This window comes from Pseudomonas sp. LBUM1645, from assembly GCF_059716185.1.
On sequence record NZ_CP166811.1, the window covers coordinates 589991 to 607548 of the forward strand.

Genomic DNA, 17558 nt, shown 5'->3' on the forward strand with positions numbered 1-17558 from the left:
GCGATAGCGGAGTAACATTCAGCATTAATGTTGAATGTTGCACCCTCATCGCGAGCAAGCTCGCTCCCACAGTAGTTTGTGGTGAGGCAAAATTTGGCGTGTGAACGAACTGTTCAAATAATCACCAATTGCCTTGCACCTCTTCTGTCCCTTCTCTACAATTGCGCCCCTTGCTGTGACGGCAGGCACGCATGTGTCTATCGCAAGCAAGTCCATAAGTGTCATTCACTCCTTGTCTGACCGCTTTTGAGCGGCAGGCTACAACCCGTAAGGAGCATTCATGCGTCATTACGAAATCATCTTTTTGGTCCACCCGGATCAAAGCGAGCAAGTCGGCGGCATGGTAGAGCGTTACACCAAGCTGATCGAAGAAGACGGCGGCAAAATCCACCGTCTGGAAGATTGGGGCCGTCGTCAACTGGCCTACGCAATCAACAATGTTCACAAGGCTCACTACGTGATGCTGAACGTTGAGTGCACTGGCAAGGCCCTGGCCGAGCTGGAAGACAACTTCCGCTACAACGATGCAGTGATCCGTAACCTGGTCATCCGTCGCGAAGAAGCCGTTACCGGCCAATCCGAGATGCTCAAGGCTGAAGAAAACCGCAGTGAGCGCCGTGAGCGTCGCGACCGTCCTGAGCACGAAGGCGCTGAAAGCGCTGATAGTGATGACAGCGACAACAGCGATAACGCTGACGAGTAATCCACGGACCTTTTGAGGAGCCTATTACATGGCACGTTTCTTCCGTCGTCGTAAATTCTGCCGCTTCACCGCTGAAGACGTGAAAGAGATCGATTACAAAGATCTCAACACTCTGAAAGCTTATGTATCCGAGACCGGCAAAATCGTTCCAAGCCGCATCACCGGTACCAAAGCACGTTATCAGCGTCAGCTGGCCACCGCTATCAAGCGCGCCCGCTTCCTGGCCCTGCTGGCCTACACCGACAGCCACGGCCGCTGAGACCGGGCAGTCGACACGTAGCAAAGGATTGAAAGCATGCGTGCCATAGCTGAGTTCATCATGCGCGGCCGTATGCAGGCCACTCTCGTAGTGGCCGGATGCGCAATATTGCCGTTGTTGTATTGGTTGGGCGCTGCCGCTGGTTGCCTTGTGCTCCTGCGGCGCGGATTGAAGGACGCCCTGGGCGTTCTTGCTCTGGGACTGCTGCCGGCGTTGATCTGGTGGCTTTACTCCGATGACCCACGGGCACTTCTGGTGCTGCTGGGTTCTTGGGGCCTTGCGTTGGTTTTACGCGCAAGCGAGTCCTGGAACCGCGTGCTGCTGGTCAGCATAGCGATGGGAGTGGTGTTTTCAGTGGTGCTGGGGACGGCTTTTGGTCCCCAAATCGAGATGCTGGCGCAGGCTTTGATAAAAGTCATGCCGTCGCTACTCGGTGATGTCTACCAGAAGTTGTCGGTAGACGAGCAAGCGCATTTTGCGTCCCTGATCGCACCGGTCCTGACCGGCCTGATTGCGGCTTTGTTGCAAATCGTCAGTGTGCTGAGCCTGCTTGTCGGGCGCTACTGGCAGGCGTTGTTGTACAACCCGGGTGGTTTTGGTCGCGAGTTTCGCGCCATCCGATTCCCGCTGGGGCTGGCGATGTTACTGCTGGCGTTCATGCTTCTGGGGCCGAACATCGGTCCGCAGATGGCCATGTTGACGCCGTTGTGCAGTGTACCGCTGGTGTTCGCCGGGCTGGCCCTGATTCATGGGCTGGTGGCGCAAAAGCGACTGGCCAGGTTTTGGCTGGTGGGGTTGTACGTCACGCTGTTGCTGTTCATGCAGCTGATCTATCCGTTGCTGGTGGTCTTGGCCATCGTCGACAGCCTGATTGATTTTCGCGGTCGTTCGACGCCGAAAGACGTCGATAGCGCGAACGGTGAAGGTTAAAAGTTAAGAGGATTTTCACATGCAACTGATCCTTCTGGAAAAAGTCACCAACCTGGGCAACCTGGGTGACAAAGTGAACGTTAAGGCTGGTTACGGCCGTAACTACCTGCTGCCTTACGGCAAAGCTACCGCTGCGACCGCTGCCAACCTGGCTGCGTTCGAAGAGCGTCGCGCTGAGCTGGAAAAAGCCGCAGCAGATCGTAAAATTTCGGCTGAAAGCCGCGCTGCCCAACTGGCTGAGCTGGAAGTGACTATCACTGCCACCGCTGGCGACGAAGGCAAGCTGTTCGGTTCGATCGGTACTCACGACATCGCTGATGCACTGACCGCCTCTGGCGTTGAAGTTGCAAAAAGCGAAGTTCGTCTGCCGAACGGCACTATCCGCAACGTAGGCGAATTCGACGTAGCCGTGCACCTGCACGCCGAAGTTGAAGCCACCGTACGCGTTGTCGTGGTAGCAGCTTAAGCAGCACTTGTCGGCTGGCACCCTCGGGTGCTTGCCGGTAACATCGGGCACGATCCTGTTTACAGGTCGTGCCCTTTGTCTTTCTGCAGTTCCTGATTTTCACAACTATTCAAGTGGCCATGAACGATATCTCCGCACCCGAGCAATACGATCTGCAAACCGCTGCCTTGAAGGTGCCGCCGCATTCCATCGAGGCCGAACAGGCCGTGCTCGGTGGTTTGATGCTGGACAACAACGCCTGGGAACGCGTGTTGGATCAGGTCTCGGACGGCGATTTCTATCGACATGACCACCGCCTGATCTTCCGTGCGATCGCCAAGCTCGCCGACCAGAACTCGCCGATCGACGTCGTGACCCTTGCCGAGCAACTGGACAAGGAAGGTCAGACCTCGCAAGTCGGCGGCCTCGGATACCTTGGCGAACTGGCAAAAAACACGCCGTCCGTCGCCAACATCAAGGCGTATGCCCAGATTGTCCGCGCGCGGGCGACCTTGCGCCAACTGATTGGCATTGCCTCCGAGATTGCCGACAGCGCCTTCAACCCGGAAGGCCGCTCGGCTGAAGAGATTCTCGACGAAGCCGAACGCCAAATCTTCCAGATCGCCGAGGCCCGGCCAAAAACCGGCGGCCCGGTGAGCGTGAATGACCTGTTGACCAAGGCCATCGACCGCATCGACACCTTGTTCAACACTGACAACGCCATTACCGGCCTGTCCACCGGTTATACCGATCTCGACGGTATGACCAGCGGACTGCAACCGTCTGACCTGATCATCGTCGCCGGTCGTCCATCCATGGGTAAAACCACCTTTGCGATGAACCTGGTGGAAAACGCCGTGCTGCGCAGCGACAAATGCGTATTGGTCTACTCGCTGGAGATGCCAGGCGAATCGCTGATCATGCGTATGTTGTCGTCCCTCGGCCGTATCGACCAGACCAAGGTCCGTGCCGGTCGCCTGGAAGACGACGATTGGCCGCGCCTGACATCGGCGGTCAACTTGCTCAACGATCGCAAGCTGTTTATTGACGATACGGCCGGTATCAGCCCGTCGGAAATGCGCGCACGGACCCGGCGTCTGGTGCGTGAACACGGCGATATCGCCCTGATCATGATCGACTACCTGCAATTGATGCAGATCCCGGGTTCTGGCGGTGACAACCGGACCAACGAGATTTCCGAGATCTCCCGTTCCTTGAAAGCCCTGGCCAAGGAATTCAACTGCCCGGTGGTGGCGTTGTCCCAGCTCAACCGCTCCCTGGAGCAGCGACCGAACAAACGCCCGATCAACTCCGACCTCCGGGAATCCGGAGCGATCGAGCAGGATGCCGACGTCATCATGTTCGTGTACCGGGACGAGGTGTATCACCCGGAAACCGAACACAAAGGCATCGCCGAGATCATCATCGGCAAGCAGCGGAACGGCCCGATCGGCACGTCACGACTGGCGTTCATCGGTAAGTACACCCGCTTCGAAAACCTGGCGCCGGGCAGCTACAACTTCGACGACGAGTAACGTCGAGGGTGTCGACGGTTGATAGCTGTGTTTCAGGCGAACAGGGCTCTGATCGCTTGCTCGGTGTAGCCATAGTTCCAACGTAGCTCGTTGTCGACGGGAATGTCGTCGATGGCAAAAAATGCATACAGCAGGTATTTTTGCCTGCCCCCGCCTTGGGCTTGAGCCTCCACATCAAACGGCACGGCTTCGACGTTGTAACCCGTTGTTGCCTGTCGTGCCGGCTTGCCCTGTTCGTACTCGAAGATGGTATTCATTCGGGACAGCACATTGTCTCCGGACAACAGAACGGTAGTAGACCTGGCGTGGGTGAACAGCTTCCCAGGCAGTACATCGATGAGGAACGGGTCCTTTCTTGCGATACCGACATAGCCGGGTATCAATCCTCCACCATAGACCCCAAGAATCTCCCCTTTAACCAGCGGCTTTTTGCTGCTCACCATGTCTTGCCCGATCAAGGCCCGTTCCTCAGGCACCTTGCAGTCGGCGGCAGTGAATGTGCGTAGCGCCAGTTTTTCTTCGTACAGGTTGGCAACGCCTTCCAGGCCCTCCCATTGAATGTAAGGTTTGATTGCCTCGGCCTCATAGCGGGTACCGCCATCAGCAGATTTGACCTTCTGCTGAATTTTTTTGATGCGTAACGGTTGCCCTTTCAGGTCCCTGAGGGGGTAGCGGCCGTTGTTGGCACGATCATAGTTACCGCGTGTGTTGGGGGCCTGTTGAAAGGATCTGATGCTGGACATGCGTTCGCGTTCGGCGGCAGTGAATGGCACCGGCATGACGTATTCGGTGGCGCTGTGATAGGTGCCGCTTGCCTCCTCCGGGATATCGAGGTGTGTTGACGAGCCAGCGCCCGGCGTACCTCCCGGTAACCCGCTATCGGTATCGATCTCCCAACCACCTCCAGTCTTTTGCCGCACGTAGGGCTTGTACGCTCGATAGGGGGTGCGCGCATCAATGACTTGCCAACCCGGTTTGGCGTATTGCACTTGATAGTACAGGCGGTTTTCCAGCACGTAATACATGTACGTGCCACCTTGTAGGGGGCGCTGTTCATAAACGCCGTCTGCGCGCAAAGACAGGTTCGTCGGTGTTTCTTGCCGGGCAAAATGGGTATCAAGGGGGAAGCCTGAGGTTACGGGCTCGCTAGCCCATGACGCACCAGCTACCCGAATAGCCAGAGGTTGTTTGTGCAAACGCTCTATGACGCTGTTGAGCGCGGTTTTTACACGGTCAGACCAACTATTGGCCACGGCAAAACGCTCGGCGTCAGGCAGGACCGCTTTGATCGAGGTGTAGAGGTCGGCCGGTCCATTAAGCGAATTTCCCGCTGTATCGTAAGCCCTGTACTGCGCGCCTTCTCGAACCAGAACTCTGCGATGAACGGCAGTGTCACTGCCAACGCTGCTCAGCAATGTGCCGTTGAGCGTTGCATCACGCATTTCGATGCGCGCCGAGTCGGCCCAGTTGGGCAAGTGCCTGAGGTTCGTGAGGATGAGTTGGTCGGTGTCAAGAGGGCGGGCGGAATCAAGATAAAGCCCCTCATAAGTACGTGCTGTTTCAACTTCTTTGGAATATTCGGCTGCTTCCTTTTCCATGAGTGGCAGCAACTGCTTTTCCCGCACGATTTGCCGTTTTTCCAGTGCGCTGAGGCTGAGTGTCAACTGCTGCAGATAGCTTTTTGGCAGCGTTGGATACTTCGTGCGAATGTGTTCCTCTATCGGGTTTTCCGGTTGATCGGTCAGCGCATAAATTTTTGGGAACAACAGGTCTTTTGTGGCCGCAAGGTGGGTCTCAAGACGCTGCGCCAGGCGCACTGCGATAGAGGCAGTGGATGGCACCAGCCCTTTGAACAGCTCACTGAGCTCTTCAGCTCTCAACTTCTCGACAACAGCGTCTGTCAGTTCACCGTTTCTGAGTTGGGCGTAGGTCAATCTAAGTTCGGGCAGTGCTGCATTGGCGGAGTCACCAAAAGCAAAGAGCGTTTCAGGCCCATCGACGACGGTCAGGCGTCGAGTGGTTGGCCAGCCGCTCAGTGTGGTGAGCAGGTGCGGCAAGATGAACGGTGAGTAAGGGCCGGTTTTAGTGCCTTTGCTACGTTCTATCTTGAAATCTTTTATTTCCTGCCTCAAATCAAAGCGCTTCAATACATCGGTCAGCAGGGCCGGCGGACGTTGGGTGCTCACATGAAGTTCAATGAGAGCCGATCTGTCTAATCCGCTGACCAGCAGAATAGGCTCGACGGCTTCTTGGCGGATATTGCGTGCGACAGGGCCAAGACGCCTGATCAGTTTCAACCCATCCCAAGTGCTTGGGTCCTCGTGCAGGTGGCGCCATCCTCCGACATTGTTTTGTAGCATCTGTGGGGCATACCCGTTTGGGTCAGAAGGGTGTTGCAGCTCCCACTGCTGGGTGGCGATGTCGACCTTTACTTCATAGAAATGGTCTTCCAGTGCTACATAGGTTTTTGCGTTGTGGTTATACAACCCTTGAGCGTTGGGGTGGATATTTTCAGGGAGTTGAAGTGCCTTCCGATAGGGCGTCAGATCGGGGTGCCAGAGTCGTTCGCTATTGTCGCGCAACCTGATTTTCACCAGGTTGGTGGCGATCCCGGTGGTTTTTATTGCGCCGGCCGTGATGATGCCCAGGGCAGCGACGTCTGCAACATCCAGCAGATCGTTCAGAGCTTCATCGGTATCGCCACGACTCCAGGCGGCAACGCCGTGATAGACCGAGTGGAGTAACTGCAAGGCTGTTGCCGCCAGCATCACTTCACCGATGATCGGTATGAAGGACGTGGCGAAAAATAATAGCGACTCTCCTGTTGCCTCGAGCTCCTGACGTTTTTTCAAACTGCCGGCGGTGTTGGCATCTGCCGTGGGGACCGCCAGCAAACGTGCGTCAGCCTTCAGGTGGGCAATGCGTTGCTTGAAGACCGTTTCATAGAAGTCACCGGCAATTTCCACACGCACCAAGGGTTTGGCAAAAGACGGATTACTAAGGCGGTTTGCGCCTGACCACAAAGTGCCTGTGGTCAGCGGCGTTCCCTGGCGCTCAAACGGAATGAAGCGATTGAAGAATTTCCGGTAGGAGGGTGTGTCCAGCTTAATTGCCAAGGCTGTTTGAAGATCGTTATACGAGTCATATCGTTTGATCGCGTCATCGGGATCATCGGGAATGTAAAGAACGTGTTTAATCTGAGGCCATTTATCCCGAAGTGCCATGATGCCCGGAAGGGCTATGCCGTCCAGGGTCAGGTGTGAACAGATCAAGTCCTTGTGGCTGCCGGCGTGGCTCAGTTCGAGTAATAGTGCGTAAAGATCTGTGCTGATGGATTTCTTCATCAGGGCGATGTGGATCGCCGTCTCAAAGGTATTTTGGTCGTCGTTCCTGATCAGGGCTTTTATCTGGTTTGCCGAGCGAGTGGCGGTTGTTCCCGCAGTCGCAGACGGTTCCAGTATTTCGCTGATGTGTCTCTGGTACTGCATGCCGATGTCCAACTCGCGACAAACCCCGGCGAAGCGCTCTGGGCTGACAGCGCTTTTTTTCTTTTCGTCGTACCCGGACAAATAGATGGCCGATCCCGCTTCAAAACCACCGCTCAGGGCTTCGGAAGGTTCGAAGTTCTGCAGCGCGGCGTCTACAAGCGTTTGTTCGGTGGTTTTATGGTGTGTTTTGATCAGCCCCAAGAGGTGGGAGTTCTTCCACTCGCGTAGCAGTGTGGATTTTTCAGCGTCCAGCGATCCCAGGTCTCCTGTGAGCTTTTCGCTCAACAAGGTTCGGGCAACGTTCAAGGGGTTTTCCATATCTTCGAAGACAGGGGCCAACGCCTGCCTGGCTGCATTGCTTTTGAGCAGGCAGGCGCGAAACGTTTTGCGCTGTTCAGGTGATCCCTTGACTAGCCAGCCAGGCAGCTTGCTCTGGATGAAGCTTGCATGAGCAGATAGGGGCGGCGGGGGCGGGGGCGGGGGCGGTGCGGGGACTGTATTGAGTAAAGTCGAATCGTTCAAGGGAGCTCCGTGGCTCTGGATAAGCCAGTCTGGTAGTTGAAGCACCAGACTACTCGCGGGTTTTTTTCTTGAAGAATATCTATGTAGTGACCTGTGCTCAGCGAAATGTGATGTATCGGTCGGGGGCAGAGCTGATGGTAAAAGCCGACCGCTGTTGTCGGAATTGGTTAATTTTTGTGCTATATTCCGCGCCCGCGATTTTTCATCTCAACACCGGTCATCGTCATGCAAACAGCCAAGCCGTTATTTGACTATCCCAAGTACTGGGCCGAATGTTTCGGTCCTGCGCCATTCCTGCCGATGAGCAGGGAGGAGATGGATCAGCTTGGCTGGGATTCATGCGACATCATCATCGTCACCGGTGATGCGTACGTTGACCATCCGTCGTTCGGCATGGCAATTATCGGCCGGCTGCTGGAGTCGCAAGGCTTCCGCGTCGGGATCATTGCCCAGCCAAACTGGCAGTCCAAAGACGACTTCATGAAGCTCGGCGAGCCGAACCTGTTCTTCGGCGTCGCGGCCGGCAACATGGACTCGATGATCAACCGCTACACCGCCGACAAAAAAATCCGTTCCGATGACGCCTACACCCCCGGTGGCATGGCGGGCAAACGTCCGGACCGCGCGAGCCTGGTTTACAGCCAGCGTTGCAAGGAAGCCTACAAGAACGTGCCGATCGTTCTCGGTGGCATCGAAGCCTCCCTGCGCCGCATCGCCCACTACGATTACTGGCAGGACCGGGTTCGCAACTCGATCCTGATCGACGCCTGCGCCGACATCCTGCTCTACGGCAACGCCGAGCGTGCGATCGTCGAAGTCGCCCAGCGTCTGTCCTACGGTCACAAGATCGAAGACATTACCGATGTGCGCGGCACCGCGTTCATCCGTCGCGACACCCCGAAAGACTGGTACGAAGTCGATTCCACGCGCATCGACCGTCCGGGCAAGGTCGACAAGATCATCAACCCGTACGTGAACACTCAGGACACCCAGGCTTGCGCTATCGAGCAGGAAAAGGGTCCGGTGGAAGATCCGAGCGAAGCCAAGGTCGTGCAGATCCTGGCCAGCCCGAAGATGACTCGCGACAAGACCGTGATTCGTCTGCCGTCGGTTGAAAAGGTCCGTGGTGACGCGGTTCTTTATGCTCACGCCAACCGCGTCCTGCATTTGGAAACCAACCCGGGCAACGCCCGTGCGCTGGTGCAGAAGCACGGCGAAGTCGATGTCTGGTTCAACCCGCCTCCGATTCCGATGACCACCGAAGAAATGGACTACGTGTTCGGCATGCCCTATGCGCGCATTCCGCACCCGGCGTACGGCAAGGAAAAGATCCCTGCCTACGACATGATCCGCTTCTCGGTGAACATCATGCGTGGCTGCTTCGGCGGCTGCACCTTCTGCTCGATCACCGAGCACGAAGGCCGGATCATCCAGAACCGTTCCGAAGAGTCGATCATTCGCGAAATCGAAGAGATCCGCGACAAGGTGCCAGGCTTCACCGGCGTCATTTCCGACCTCGGCGGCCCGACCGCGAACATGTACCGCATCGCCTGCAAGACCCCGGAAATCGAATCCGCGTGCCGCAAGCCTTCGTGCGTGTTCCCGGGCATTTGCCCGAACCTGAACACCGATCACTCGTCGCTGATTCAGCTGTACCGCAGCGCCCGTGCCTTGCCGGGTGTGAAGAAGATCCTGATCGCTTCCGGTCTGCGCTACGACCTCGCGGTCGAGTCGCCGGAGTACGTCAAAGAGCTGGTGACTCACCACGTCGGTGGTTACCTGAAGATCGCCCCGGAACACACCGAGGAAGGTCCGCTCAATCAGATGATGAAACCGGGCATCGGCAGCTATGACAAGTTCAAGCGCATGTTCGAGAAGTACTCCAAGGAAGCCGGGAAAGAGCAGTACCTGATTCCTTATTTCATCGCCGCCCACCCGGGCACCACCGACGAAGACATGATGAACCTGGCCTTGTGGCTCAAGGGCAACGGCTTCCGTGCCGACCAGGTGCAAGCGTTCTACCCGTCGCCGATGGCCACCGCCACCGCGATGTACCACTCGGGCAAGAACCCGCTGCGTAAGGTCACTTACAAGAGCGACGCCGTGACCATCGTCAAGAGCGAAGAGCAGCGTCGTCTGCACAAGGCGTTCTTGCGTTATCACGACCCGAAAGGCTGGCCAATGCTGCGTGAAGCACTGACCCGCATGGGCCGCGCCGACCTGATCGGGCCGGGAAAAACCCAGTTGATCCCGCTGCACCAGCCAGCGACCGACAGCTACCAGAGCGCCCGTCGCAAGAACTCGACACCGGCTGGCAGCCACAAAGTCGCGGGTGAGAAGACCACCAAAATCCTGACCCAACACACCGGCCTGCCACCGCGCGCCAGTGATGGCGGTAACCCGTGGGACAAGCGTGAACAGGCCAAGGCAGCGGCGTTCGCCCGCAACCAGCAGGCGGCCAAGGATCGCAAGGACGCGGCCAAAGGCAAGGGGCCCAAGCCTACGCGTAAGCCGGTAGTGCCGCGCTAAACGCTGACCGCTGATAACAGAACGCCAACCTTCGGGTTGGCGTTTTGCGTTTCTGGCAGAGCAAAAACGTGTATCGAAGTCAGAAGGTGGGTTGTGGCGACTGGCCCCATCGCGAGCAAGCTCGCTCCCACAGTTTGTCCGGGTCGTCCGCTAAATGTGTATTCGGCAACGGTCCCCTGTGGGAGCGAGCTTGCTCGCGATGAGGCCAGTGCAGCCGCAGCAAAGTCAGGCTATCGCAACATTTCCGTGCAACTCCCCCTAACCAAATTCCCGCGTCGCCCGATTTTGGTGCTGTACTGCCTCAAGCAACCGGAGAAAGCGCCAGCGCTGCTGGATGGCATAAGTCTTGCGCGCTTTCCAATACGCTTAAGGCTCGCAGGAGGCACGCCGTGTCGATTCATGTCGCATTGCACCACGTCACGCATTACCGCTATGACCGCGCTGTCGAGCTCGGTCCGCAGATCGTTCGCCTGCGCCCGGCTGCCCACAGTCGCACGCGGATACTGTCCTACGCGCTGAAAGTGTCGCCCGAGCAGCACTTCATCAACTGGCAGCAAGACCCCCAGGGCAATTACCTGGCGCGGTTGGTGTTTCCGGAGAAAACCGATGAGCTGCGGATCGAAGTCGATTTGCTGGCAGAGATGGCGGTCTTCAATCCGTTCGACTTCTTCCTTGAGCCCTACGCGGAAAAAATCCCGTTCGCCTACGCCGCGGATGAGCGCAAGGAACTGGCGCCGTACCTGGAAACCTTGCCCCTGACGCCGAAATTCAAGGCGTACCTGGAAGGCATCGACCGCACGCCGCTGCCTAGCGTCGATTTCCTCGTCGCACTCAATCAGCGCCTGAGCGAAGACATTGGCTACCTGATTCGCATGGAGCCGGGCGTGCAAACGCCCGAACACACTTTGGAACATGCCTCCGGTTCCTGCCGCGACTCTGCGTGGTTGCTGGTGCAGCTGTTGCGCAACCTCGGTCTGGCGGCGCGTTTCGTCTCCGGCTACCTGATTCAACTGACCGCCGACGTCAAAAGCCTCGACGGCCCGTCGGGCACTGACGTGGACTTCACTGATCTGCACGCCTGGTGCGAGGTCTATTTGCCCGGTGCAGGCTGGATCGGCCTGGACGCGACGTCAGGGCTGTTTGCCGGTGAAGGACACATTCCGTTGGCGTGTAGTCCCGATCCGGGCTCTGCGGCACCGATCAGTGGCTTGGTTGAACCGTGCGAGTGTGAATTCACCCATGAAATGTCCGTGGAGCGAATTTGGGAGGCGCCACGGGTAACGAAGCCCTACACCGAAGACCAATGGCTGGCGATCCAGGCGTTGGGTCGGCAGATCGATGCCGACCTGTTGGAGGGGGACGTACGCCTGACCATGGGCGGCGAACCGACCTTCGTATCCATCGATGATCCGGACGGCGCCGAATGGAACACCGCAGCGCTCGGGCCAGACAAGCGACGTCTGTCCGCCGAACTGTTCCAGCGCATGCGCAAGCACTACGCGCCCCAAGGCCTGGTGCATTTCGGTCAGGGCAAGTGGTACCCCGGCGAGCAATTGCCGCGCTGGTCGCTGAACTGCTACTGGCGCCGCGACGATGTGCCGATCTGGCACAACAGCGCGCTGATTGCCGATGAGCAGGAAGACTACGGTGCCAATGGCGAGCTGGCCGGACGTTTTCTGGCGAGTGTCGCCGAACGCCTGAAAATTCCGACACGCTTTGTATTTCCGGCCTACGAAGACAATTTCTATTACCTCTGGCGCGAAGGCACTTTGCCGCAGAACGTCAGCGCCGAAGACTCGCGTCTTGAAGAACCTCTGGAGCGTGCGCGCCTGCGCAAAGTCTTCAGCCAGGGCTTGGACAAAGTCATCGGTCAGGTCCTGCCGCTGGCGCGCACCGCCAAGGGTGATCAGTGGCAAAGCGGCCGCTGGTATCTGCGCGATGAGCATTGCCGACTGGTGCCGGGGGATTCGCCGCTGGGCTATCGCTTGCCGCTCGGCTCGCAGCCTTGGGTGAAAGCGGCGGAGTACCCGTTTATTCACCCTGTGGACCCGAATCAGGATTTCCCTGCACTGCCCGACACAGCACAACTTCGGAGCCAAGGCGAACCTGCGGTTGCTGATGAACGCGCGCCAAAGATCGACGAATCCGCCGACTGGCTGACCCGCACGGCGTTCTGCGCCGAAGCGCGAGAAGGGCGGTTGTACCTGTTCATGCCGCCGCTGGAGCGGGTCGAGGATTATCTGGAACTGGTCAGCGCCATCGAAGCCACCGCCGAGGAATTGCATTGCCCGGTGTTGCTGGAAGGCTATGAGCCGCCGAGCGATCCGCGCCTGAGCAACTTCCGCATCACGCCCGATCCGGGTGTGATCGAGGTCAACGTGCAGCCGTCCGCCACGTGGGATGAACTGGTCGAACGCACCGAGTTTCTTTACGAAGAGGCACGCCAGACTCGACTGACCACCGAGAAATTCATGATCGACGGCCGGCATACCGGCACCGGCGGCGGTAACCATTTCGTACTGGGTGGCGCGACACCGGCTGACTCACCGTTTCTACGCCGCCCCGATCTGCTGCGCAGCCTGATCAGCTACTGGCATAACCACCCGTCCTTGTCCTACCTGTTTTCCGGATTGTTCATCGGCCCGACGTCTCAGGCGCCACGGGTCGACGAAGCACGCAACGATGCCTTGTATGAACTGGAAATCGCCTTCGCCCAGATGCCTGAGCCGGGCGAGGAGTGCGCGCCGTGGCTGGTGGATCGGCTGCTGCGCAACTTGCTGATCGACGTGACCGGCAACACTCACCGTGCCGAATTTTGCATCGACAAACTGTATTCACCGGACGGTGCTACCGGTCGCCTTGGATTGCTCGAATTGCGCGCCTTCGAAATGCCGCCCCATGCGCGCATGAGCCTGGCGCAGCAATTGTTGCTGCGGGCGCTGGTGGCTCGGTTCTGGCGCGAGCCTTATGCGCCGCCGAAACTGGCACGCTGGGGCACAGAGCTGCACGATCGTTTCCTGTTGCCGCACTTTATCGAACAGGATTTCGCCGACGTCATCGTCGACCTGAATGCCGCCGGTTATCCCGTGCGCGCCGAGTGGTTCGCGGCGCATCTGGAATTCCGTTTTCCCAAGGTCGGCGATTACGCCGTCAGCGGGATCGAGCTGGAATTGCGTCAGGCGCTGGAGCCCTGGCATGTGCTGGGCGAGGAGGGCGCAGTCGGTGGCACGGTGCGTTATGTGGATTCGTCGCTGGAACGCTTGCAGGTCAAACTCACGGGCTTGCCGCCGCAGCGTTATCTGCTGACGTGCAATGGCATTCCGGTGCCATTGCAACCCACCGGGCGAGTCGGCGAGTTTGTCGCTGGCGTGCGTTTCCGCGCCTGGCAACCGGCCAACTGCCTGCAGCCGACCATCCCGGTCCACGCGCCGTTGGTGTTCGACCTGCTCGACACCTGGATGCAACGTTCTCTGGGTGGCTGTCAGTACCACGTCGCCCACCCGGGCGGGCGCAACTACGACAGCTTGCCGGTGAACGCCAATGAGGCAGAGAGCCGGCGCATGGCGCGTTTTTTCCGCATCGGACATACGCCGGGGAAACTTCCTATACCCAATATGGAAATTAACGACGAGCTACCGATGACTCTCGATTTACGACGCTTCTAAACCGTACGCGACGCTCGGACTTTTCGTATATCCGGGCGTCATGAGCCTGCGTTAGTCTGACCGTTCTTTGCTGTCTGCCGAGCTTTCCATGCCTGACCTGCTTGACCGCTACCCGCTGACGGCGGGCACTTATCACGAACTGCTCGACGACAGTGGCGCTGTACGCCCGCACTGGCGTCGGTTGTTCGACCAATTGCAACGCAGCACGCCAACGCAATTGGTGCAGCGTCAGGCGCTGCTGACCCGGCAGATCCAGGAAAACGGCGTGACGTACAACGTCTACGCCGACCCCAAGGGTGCCGATCGGCCGTGGGAACTCGATCTGCTACCGCATGTGATTGCTGCTGATGAATGGCAGCAGTTATCGGCCGGGATCGCTCAGCGGGCACGTTTGCTCAATGCTGTGCTGGCGGATCTGTACGGCCCGCAACGCTTGATCGCCGAGGGCCTGCTGCCTGCTGAGCTGGTCTTCGGTCACAACAACTTCCTCTGGCCCTGTCAGGGCATCACACCGCCCGACGGGGCTTTTCTGCATCTGTACGCCGTGGATCTGGCGCGTACACCCGACGGTCGCTGGTGGGTGACGGCGGATCGGACTCAAGCACCGTCCGGTGCCGGTTATGCGCTGGAAAACCGCACCATCGTGTCCCGGGCCTTTCCCGAGCTGTACCGCGATTTGAAAGTGCAGCACCTGGCCGGATTCTTCCGCACGCTTCAGGAAACCCTGGCCCGTCAGGCGCCGAGTGATGACGAAGCGCCGCTGATCGTGCTGCTCACACCGGGACGTTTCAACGAAAGCTATTTCGAACACCTCTATCTGGCGCGTCAGCTCGGTTATCCACTGGTAGAGGGCGGCGACCTGACCGTCCGGGATGCCACGGTCTACCTGAAAACCTTGAGCGGACTGCGCCGGGTCCACGCGATCATGCGGCGGCTCGACGATGACTTCTGCGATCCGCTGGAGCTGCGCACTGACTCGGCCCTTGGCGTGCCGGGATTGCTGGAAGCGGTGCGCCAGGGGCGAGTGCTGGTGGCTAATGCCCTCGGCAGCGGCGTACTGGAGTCGCCGGGATTGTTGGGCTTCCTGCCGAGGATCAATCAATTCCTGTTTGGCGAAGATTTGATCCTGCCATCCATCGCAACCTGGTGGTGCGGTGAAGCACCGGTGCTGGCTCAGGCCCTGGAAAAATTGCCGGAGTTGTTGATCAAACCGGCTTTCCCGTCACAGAGCTTCACGCCAGTATTTGGCCGTGATTTGAGTGAAAAACAGCGTCAGGAGCTGGCCGAGCGCATGCAGGCCCGGCCTTACGCCTATGTCGCGCAAGAATTGGCTCAGCTCTCTCAAGCCCCGATCTGGCAGGCTGAAGACGGTCATCTGCAACCCCGGGCAATTGGCATGCGCGTGTACGCCGTGGCCAGCCGTGAGGGTTATCGGGTTCTGCCCGGCGGCCTTACCCGGGTTGCCGCCGAGGCTGACGCCGAAGTGGTGTCGATGCAGCGCGGTGGCGCGAGCAAAGATACCTGGGTGTTGGGCGATCGCCCGCCGAGCGGTGAGCAATGGAAAACCCAGCGTACGATCGGTGTGCACGACCTGGTAAGACGCGATCCGTATCTGCCGTCGCGGGTGGTGGAAAACCTGTTCTGGTTCGGGCGCTATTGCGAGCGCTGCGATGACAGTGCGCGGCTGCTGCGAATCATGCTGGCGCGGTATGTCGATGGCGATGACCCGCAAGCCCTGGAGGCGGCGGTCGATCTGGGCGAACGGTTGATGTTGTTGCCCGATGAAGGCGAGTTGCCGGAGCGTTTGCTGGCGGCATTGCTCGGCGATGACTGGTCGTTCAGTCTGCGCTCCAACCTGCAGCGTTTGCAGTGGGCGGCATCGCAAGTGCGTGGCAAGCTCTCGCGGGAAAACTGGCAAGCGCTGGTGGAGCTGCAGCGCGAAGCCATGGAGCTGGAAGCCGAAGAGCCGGATTTCGGCGAATTGCTGGATTTCCTCAACCGTCTGGTGATGTCCCTGGCGGCGTTATCCGGTTTCGCCCTCGACGACATGACCCGGGACGAAGGCTGGCGCTTCCTGATGATCGGCCGCCGGATCGAACGCCTGCAGTTTCTCAGCGCCAGCTTGGCGGCATTTCTGCGCGGTGCCGGTGCTTTCGATCAGGCCGGACTGGAGTGGCTGCTGGAGCTGGGCAACAGCAGCATCACTTACCGTTCGCGGTATCTGGCGGTGGCGCAACTGATCCCGGTGCTTGACCTGCTGCTGCTCGACGAGCAGAACCCCCACGCCGTGCTGTTCCAGTTGAAACTGGTAACTCGTACCTTGAAACGCTTGAATGACGACTTCGGTGTGCCTCGCGAAGCGGGCTTGCCGCAGTTGGTGGAACGCTTGGCACAGTTCGATCTGGGATGCCTGGAGAACTCGCTGTTCGGCGAAGCCAGCGTTCGGGCAGCCATTGAGGGGTTGGCCGACCTGTTGCAGGAAATCGCCGATGCCAGCGGGCAAGTGTCGGATCGTCTGGCCTTGCGCCATTTCGCCCACGTCGATGACGTCAGCCAGCGCACGGTGTCCGTCTGATGAGCGCCCACTACCAGATTCTCCACGACACCCATTATCACTACGACAGCCCGGTGTCCCTGGCTCAGCAGCTCGCGCACCTGTGGCCGCGGGCGTGTGCCTGGCAGCGCTGCACCGAGCAGCAACTGCAGATCAGTCCCGACCCGACTTCGCGCCGCGATGAACTGGATGTGTTCGGTAATCCGCTGACCCGGTTGGCGTTCGAGCGGCCGCACGATGAATTGCTGGTCAACGCCCGACTCACCGTCGAAGTGCTGGCCCGGCCTGCACTGGATTTCAGTCAGTCCCCCGCGTGGGAAGAAACCCGCAACGCGCTGACCTACAGCAGTCAGCCGCTTTCCCCCGAATTGCTGGAAGCGTGTCGTTACCGGTTCGAATCGCCCTACGTGCATTTGAAGCGCAACTTCGTCGAGTTTTCCGAAAGCTGTTTTCCACCGGGCCGGCCGCTGCTGTTGGGTGTTCAGGCACTGATGGAGAAGATTTTCAGCGAATTCACCTTCGACGCTGAAGCGACCCAAGTGGCGACGCCGCTGGTGGAAGTGCTGGAGCGCCGGCGCGGTGTTTGTCAGGACTTCGCTCACCTGATGCTCGCCTGCGTACGCTCCCGTGGGTTGGCGGCGCGGTACATCAGTGGCTACCTGCTGACCCAGCCACCGCCCGGGCAGCCTCGATTGATCGGCGCGGACGCGTCTCACGCCTGGGTCTCGGTGTTTTGCCCTGTGCTGGGCTGGGTCGATTTTGACCCGACCAACAACGTACAACCGGCACTCGAACACATAACCCTGGCCTGGGGTCGGGATTTTTCCGATGTCTCGCCGTTGCGTGGGGTGATTTTGGGCGGCGGCAACCATGATCCCGAGGTTCGGGTGACGGTGATGCCCTTGGAGTAATGCAGAATCAATGTGGG

10 protein-coding genes are annotated in these 17558 nt (G+C 58.9%); 9 read left to right on the forward strand and 1 reads right to left on the reverse strand.

Going from position 1 to position 17558, the window contains the following annotated elements:
• Nucleotides 1–280 precede the first annotated feature (280 nt).
• The 5 genes from rpsF (at nt 281) to dnaB (ending at nt 3872) form a co-directional block, all read left to right on the forward strand.
• Entirely contained in the window at nt 281–703 is a 423-nt protein-coding gene (rpsF, locus tag ACA079_RS02570; RefSeq protein WP_003217491.1) for a 30S ribosomal protein S6, read from the forward strand.
• Nucleotides 704–731: 28 nt separating this feature from the next.
• Nucleotides 732–962, forward strand: a complete 231-nt coding sequence (gene rpsR / locus ACA079_RS02575; protein WP_002551829.1) for a 30S ribosomal protein S18 — start codon at nt 732–734, stop codon at nt 960–962.
• Nucleotides 963–998: 36 nt separating this feature from the next.
• Nucleotides 999–1892: a hypothetical protein gene (locus tag ACA079_RS02580; RefSeq protein ID WP_497702468.1), complete on the forward strand. Its 894-nt coding sequence runs from the start codon at nt 999–1001 to the stop codon at nt 1890–1892.
• Nucleotides 1893–1911: 19 nt separating this feature from the next.
• Nucleotides 1912–2358 carry a 50S ribosomal protein L9 gene (rplI, locus tag ACA079_RS02585; protein ID WP_033055552.1) on the forward strand — a complete coding sequence of 149 codons (447 nt, stop codon included), beginning with the start codon at nt 1912–1914 and terminating at the stop codon, nt 2356–2358.
• A 119-nt stretch (nt 2359–2477) separates the two neighbouring features.
• Nucleotides 2478–3872 (forward strand): replicative DNA helicase, encoded by a 1395-nt coding sequence (gene dnaB, locus ACA079_RS02590; RefSeq protein WP_046056862.1) that lies wholly within the window; start codon nt 2478–2480, stop codon nt 3870–3872.
• A 32-nt stretch (nt 3873–3904) separates the two neighbouring features.
• Here dnaB and ACA079_RS02595 read toward each other — a convergent pair whose 3' ends face one another.
• A complete protein-coding gene (locus ACA079_RS02595; protein WP_497702469.1) occupies nt 3905–7882 on the reverse strand; it encodes a dermonecrotic toxin domain-containing protein in 3978 nt (1325 codons plus the stop codon).
• 225 nt (nt 7883–8107) lie between these two features.
• Here ACA079_RS02595 and ACA079_RS02600 point away from each other — a divergent pair, with 225 nt between their 5' ends.
• From ACA079_RS02600 to ACA079_RS02615, 4 genes are all read left to right on the forward strand, one after another.
• Nucleotides 8108–10411 (forward strand): YgiQ family radical SAM protein, encoded by a 2304-nt coding sequence (locus tag ACA079_RS02600; protein WP_497702470.1) that lies wholly within the window; start codon nt 8108–8110, stop codon nt 10409–10411.
• A gap of 389 nt (nt 10412–10800) precedes the next feature.
• Entirely contained in the window at nt 10801–14076 is a 3276-nt protein-coding gene (locus ACA079_RS02605) for a transglutaminase family protein (RefSeq protein ID WP_497702471.1), read from the forward strand.
• Between the two features lie 88 nt (nt 14077–14164).
• Nucleotides 14165–16651, forward strand: a complete 2487-nt coding sequence (locus tag ACA079_RS02610; protein WP_497702472.1) for a circularly permuted type 2 ATP-grasp protein — start codon at nt 14165–14167, stop codon at nt 16649–16651.
• A complete protein-coding gene (locus ACA079_RS02615; RefSeq protein ID WP_497702473.1) occupies nt 16651–17541 on the forward strand; it encodes a transglutaminase family protein in 891 nt (296 codons plus the stop codon). The genes ACA079_RS02610 and ACA079_RS02615 overlap by 1 nt, the downstream gene beginning before the upstream one ends.
• Nucleotides 17542–17558: the final 17 nt, after the last annotated feature.

Coding starts and splice junctions, on each gene's coding strand:
- rpsF (WP_003217491.1), top strand. CDS start 281: ATGCGTCATTACGAAATCATCTTTTTGGTCCACCCGGATCAAAGCGAG.
- rpsR (WP_002551829.1), top strand. CDS start 732: ATGGCACGTTTCTTCCGTCGTCGTAAATTCTGCCGCTTCACCGCTGAA.
- ACA079_RS02580 (WP_497702468.1), top strand. CDS start 999: ATGCGTGCCATAGCTGAGTTCATCATGCGCGGCCGTATGCAGGCCACT.
- rplI (WP_033055552.1), top strand. CDS start 1,912: ATGCAACTGATCCTTCTGGAAAAAGTCACCAACCTGGGCAACCTGGGT.
- dnaB (WP_046056862.1), top strand. CDS start 2,478: ATGAACGATATCTCCGCACCCGAGCAATACGATCTGCAAACCGCTGCC.
- ACA079_RS02600 (WP_497702470.1), top strand. CDS start 8,108: ATGCAAACAGCCAAGCCGTTATTTGACTATCCCAAGTACTGGGCCGAA.
- ACA079_RS02610 (WP_497702472.1), top strand. CDS start 14,165: ATGCCTGACCTGCTTGACCGCTACCCGCTGACGGCGGGCACTTATCAC.
- ACA079_RS02615 (WP_497702473.1), top strand. CDS start 16,651: ATGAGCGCCCACTACCAGATTCTCCACGACACCCATTATCACTACGAC.